This is a genomic window from Acidiplasma cupricumulans (genome assembly GCF_001402935.1).
GTDB classification, from domain to species: Archaea; Thermoplasmatota; Thermoplasmata; order Thermoplasmatales; family Thermoplasmataceae; genus Acidiplasma; species Acidiplasma aeolicum.
Genome location: NZ_LKBH01000123.1, coordinates 1 through 4,968, shown reverse-complemented (window position 1 = coordinate 4,968; position 4,968 = coordinate 1). Strand labels below are relative to the sequence as shown.

5 protein-coding genes are annotated in these 4,968 nt (G+C 30.9%); 3 read left to right on the top strand and 2 right to left on the bottom strand.

Going from position 1 to position 4,968, the window contains the following annotated elements; translation table 11 throughout:
- Nucleotides 1-56: 56 nt before the first annotated feature.
- A complete protein-coding gene (locus AOG55_RS03620; protein ID WP_048100953.1) occupies nt 57-794 on the bottom strand; it encodes an XdhC family protein in 738 nt (245 codons plus the stop codon).
- 94 nt (nt 795-888) lie between these two features.
- Between AOG55_RS03620 and AOG55_RS03615 the strand changes: the two genes are divergently transcribed.
- Nucleotides 889-1,635 carry a class I SAM-dependent methyltransferase gene (locus AOG55_RS03615; protein ID WP_052656659.1) on the top strand — a complete coding sequence of 249 codons (747 nt, stop codon included), beginning with the start codon at nt 889-891 and terminating at the stop codon, nt 1,633-1,635.
- A gap of 8 nt (nt 1,636-1,643) precedes the next feature.
- On the opposite strand, the gene AOG55_RS03610 is transcribed toward AOG55_RS03615, so the two are convergent.
- Nucleotides 1,644-2,864, bottom strand: coding sequence for an MFS transporter (locus AOG55_RS03610; protein WP_231563389.1), 1,221 nt, complete (start codon nt 2,862-2,864; stop codon nt 1,644-1,646).
- Nucleotides 2,865-2,935: 71 nt separating this feature from the next.
- Here AOG55_RS03610 and AOG55_RS03605 point away from each other — a divergent pair, with 71 nt between their 5' ends.
- Together AOG55_RS03605 and AOG55_RS03600 are read left to right on the top strand one after the other, a co-directional pair.
- Nucleotides 2,936-3,685, top strand: a complete 750-nt coding sequence (locus AOG55_RS03605; protein WP_048100954.1) for a DNA adenine methylase — start codon at nt 2,936-2,938, stop codon at nt 3,683-3,685.
- A gap of 30 nt (nt 3,686-3,715) precedes the next feature.
- Nucleotides 3,716-4,968, top strand: a 1,253-nt coding sequence (locus AOG55_RS03600; protein WP_048101335.1) for an MFS transporter, incomplete at its 3' end; no start/stop codon positions are given.

Here is a 4,968-nt window from a genome sequence, read left to right as displayed (position 1 = left end):
ATAGTTGTATATATATTTAATTTCATCAAGTTAATAAATATATAAAAATTTTATAATTATACAGAATTCTTTAATAATATTATTTTAGATATCAGGCTAACGGCTATTTCCTCGGGGGTTATTGCATTAATCATTATTCCGGCAGGGCAGTCTATTTCATTTAATTTATCATCATTAAAATTCTGTTTTAATTTTTTTAAGTCGTTATTAAACCTGTTTTTGCTTGCCACTAGCCCAATATATTTGTGTTCCCTTTTAAGTATGTATGAAAGATATTCTATTTCCTTTTCGTTCTTAGTGAGCAGTATGAAATAAGAATTTTTTAAATCAATATCATTAAGTTTTTCCTCCAGCTTTTCATTTTCAGTATTTATTTTCAATAAATTTATTTTAATTATACCTGCAATCTTTTTTATGTTTAAATAAATCTCATCATCATCCGATTCTGTTAATATTATAATTCTCTGGCTGTTATAAAATGGTTCTATGAATATATTTATTACACCACCGCAGGTTGTATCCATGTTATAATCATAAATTTTATTATTCTTATCAAGCCCAATTGAAATATTTTTTGTCATATTTTTATTTATGCTTTCATTGCAGGCATCAAGAACATAGGAATCCATTTTTCTGCTCCCAAGCGTGCCCGCAATAATCCTGTTTTCAGAAACTATCAGCCTGAATCCGGGTTTTGCTATGGATGAACCTGTTGAACTTATTACTGTTGCAATAGCATAGTTTTTGTTATTATTCTTTAGTTCATTAAGTATTTCCAAATAATCGTTATACATATTTATATTATAATATACACATATAAATAAATCTATGCAGCGGAAAAATACCTACCAGATTGGTTTTATATAGTTAATTATGATAACTATAGTCATGGAGGGATATGGTAGGGCGAAGAAATTTTTCAATGCCAATGCCGAGAAATACTCTCAGAGCAGGTCCCATGCTGAGGATAGTGACCTTGATATTTTAATTGAAAGCTTAAATTTAAATTCAAATATGAAAGGACTCGATGTTGGAACCGGAACAGGTTTTACCGGCTTAAGGCTTGCACGTAAAATTGATATAGTATATGCCATGGATATTGCAGAAAACATGCTTAAGGAAACGTCCAAACTTGCTGATAAGTACGGTGTGCAGAATATTATACCAATAAGGGGAAGCGCTGAATCAATGCCATTTGATGACTCTAATTTTGATATTATAACATCAAGGAGGGCACCACATCATTTTCTGGACAAGGCAAAATTTATAGATGAGTCATATAGAACACTTAAATCCGGTGGCATGATAGGCATAGATGATATGACCTGTGACCAAAATTATATTAATTATTTAAACCGGCTTGAAAATATCCGGGATAATTCCCATATGGCTGCTGAATCTCCAGAGGGCTGGATTAAATTATTAAAGGATGCAGGTTTTTATGATATTAAGTACCATATATATGAAAGAAGAATATCGTTTGCACAGTGGATATATCCAGTTAGGGAAAACTCAATTGAGGGCCTGGATAGCTATAATTATATAATAAATTCTGGTCCATTTAGAGACTATATAAAATGGGAAAATAACACATTTCTAAAAAAGTGGATTATTATAACCGGCAAAAAACCTTAAAAAGATAATTATTGGTCACTAATTTTAACATATAAAAATAGTAAAAATCCTATGATAAAAAAAACTCCTGCTGTATAAAATACCAGTTTGAATCCAAGTGAATAGGATTTGACGAAAAAAAGTATCAAACCATATATAAGGGGTGAAATTGATGATGCCCCTCCGGTGGCAATATTATAATATGCCATAAACTTTCCAGCCTCCTCTCTTGGGGACATGTCGCTGGCCAGGGCTTTTGAGACACTCATAAATATTCCGTAGGATATCCCTATCATTGATCCAAATATTAAGAAGTATGTAAATTTTTCAAATTCTGGTATCAAAAACATGGCAAGAGAGCCAATCAATGTTGTAAATAGAAGCATTTTCACCCTGCCAACGCGATCAGAAAATATTCCAAAAACAACAGATGCCAGTGCGGAAACCATCAAAACAACTATACCTGCAATTGATACATAATATGCTGGATTTGAATAATTAAGTATGTATTTAAAAAAATAAAGTTCGAAAAATGATAACCCAACAACACCTGAAAAAACCATAAAACTGCCTAAAACCACATAAATATAACTTTTTATGCCCTTTTTTAGATTAAATATGTCCATAAAAATTTTGAATAGTCTCTCCCTTGAATGAACAATAACAGAATCATCCTTTTTTATGGTACCGGTTGTTAATATCCCTGTAAATATCAGAACAGCGGATATAACAATCAGGCCATATATTGTTTTTCCAACTGTTATAAAATATCCGGTAACTGCATAGCCCATGGCGGAACCAATTAAAATGAATAAACCATTTATGCCTGCTGCCGCACCCCTCTCATCCTTATGCAAAAAATCCACAAATAATGGCTGGTATGCACCAACAGATATATTCGATGATATCTGTATCATTATATACCCTATCAATATTCCAAAAACATTTATTTTCATTACCTCATCCAGAAAAATTGAAAAAACTGTTAGTATAACACCTATAATTATGTATGGTCCCCGTCTTCCCCATAGGAATGTGTACTTATCGCTGGCAGTTCCTGAAATTAAGCCTATAAAGACCCCTGCAGCGGTGCCTATAAATGCTATGAAACCCAGAAAAAGGCTGTTGTTTACAAAATTTATGAGTTCTATTGGCAGTATATATGATTCAAATGAAATCCATAGAAAATTCGTTCCAATATGAATTGAATTCATGCCAATAAGGTATTCCGGGCTTCTTTTTTCCTGCATTTAATGCTTTGATATTATTAGACTATATTAACATACGCCAATTTTATTATATTTTAATATAATATCCTAGCGTGTTCAGGCTATTTAAATATCCCGGGGGAAAGAATGTTTCTATAAAAGATATACAAAATGTTTTTAGATCCTCCGGTTCGGATATATTTATAGACGTTTTTGGTGGTTCAGGGAACGTTATATTAAATGTTAATGCCAGTCATAAGATTTACAATGATATAGATTTTAATATGTACAATTTTTTTATTGAGGCAAAAGCTCATTTCTTTGAACTTTATAACTATCTGAGTGAAATATCAAAAAGTCCTGATAACCTTCAGGAATATATAAAGAGGGAAAATTTTAGTGATGGCAATGATAGATTAATATCTGCTGCAAATTTATTTGTAAGGCTTAATATATCATTTGGCGGTATGGGAAATTCCTATGCCACCCGGGAGAAATCCATTTATACACAATTTATAAAAAAACTTGAAAATCTTTATGATGTTCATAATGACATTAAAAACTGGCTTATTGAAAATATGGATTTTTCATCATTAATAGATCATTACAATGGCAGGGACGCATTTTTTTATATGGATCCGCCATATCCCAGTAAAAGCTGGTATAATCACAATTTTTCAGACAGTGATTATAAAAGATTGCATAAATTATTAAAAAGCATTTCTGGTAAGTATCTATTAAATTTTTATGACAGTGAATACATTAGAAAAATTTTTGGAAATCCATCATTTATAAGGAAATATAAAAATCACAATTCAAACAATGAAGAGTACCGGTATTTATTATTCTATAAAAATTGGTAAAATTATTTTATATTTAATGTATCCATGTTTATGGAAAAGTATTCCAGGAAATCCTTTAAATATATATTTGGTATGAATTCTATTTACCTTGGCAATAATTATTTATGGATTTCTTTTGAATCATTGTTTTTGCCCTTCCTTATAGCAAGAATGGTTGCGCAGAATGCACAATCATTATATCTGGGCATTATAGCGTTTGCAGGCATAATAATAGGAATATCATTTAATGTTTTTGCGGGAATAACAACAGACAGCCTTGAAACAAGATTTGGAAGGAGAAGGCCATTTATAATGCTGGGATCGGCAATCACGCTGGCATCATTAATATACTTCATTATTTTTCATTCTTCAATTATATCAATTTTAATTGTTTATATATTGATAGAAATAGGGTCAAATATGGCATACGGATCATATTTACCATTGGTTAGGGATATTATACCGGATTATCAGAGGGGGACATCATCCGGCATAAGTGGATTTTTTACATTAATTGGAACCGCACTTGGTTTTGGCATTTCAGGCCTGCTGCTTGGTTATAATAAATTGAATCTTGCATTAATGGCAATTATCTTATCATTATTTATTACAACATTATTCACTGTAAATACCATCAGAAATGAGGATTACAGATCAAATGCAGATAAAATTTTTTTTCACTTTTCAAAATTATTTAAAAAAATTGCCAATCAACAAAAATTTAAGTGGATGTCCATATCAAATTTTTTTATAATTATTGGCAGCTCTGGATTAACATTCTTTGAGTTTTATTATTTCGAATATATACTTAATATAAAAAATAGTGCGATATATGTGGCAATTGCCGGCCTTATAATATTAACGGTGTCGGCCATATCCGCTGTATTAATAGGGTTCATATCCGATAAAATTGGCAAGGACTTTTTCATTTTTATACTTCCTGTAATTGGCGGTATAAGCGTTCTGATGATAATATTTGTAAGAAGCTTTTATCTCTTTTTAATTATTGGTTCGGTACTTGGCATAACATTTGGAAATTATTTTTCAATGTCAAATTCTTATATTAGCTATGTTGTACCCAGAGGCAGCGCCGGAAGATTTATGTCATTATTTTCATTTTCCACAGGCATTGGTGAGGCATTCTCTCCAATGGTCTATGGATTTATTCTTTTTATTTTTGGTGGTCAAAAATTAATTGCGTATGTAAGGCTTTTTGAAATATCATCATTATTCTATTTTATAGGTGCAATAATTATCTTTTTTAAGGTTGTGAATTTAAAACCAGAACTGATAAAAAATAATTA

Bases quoted from the DNA above. Each gene is read 5' to 3' on its own strand.
- AOG55_RS03620 (WP_048100953.1), bottom strand. From the start codon at position 794: ATGTATAACGATTATTTGGAAATACTTAATGAACTAAAGAATAATAAC.
- AOG55_RS03615 (WP_052656659.1), top strand. From the start codon at position 889: ATGGAGGGATATGGTAGGGCGAAGAAATTTTTCAATGCCAATGCCGAG.
- AOG55_RS03610 (WP_231563389.1), bottom strand. From the start codon at position 2,864: ATGCAGGAAAAAAGAAGCCCGGAATACCTTATTGGCATGAATTCAATT.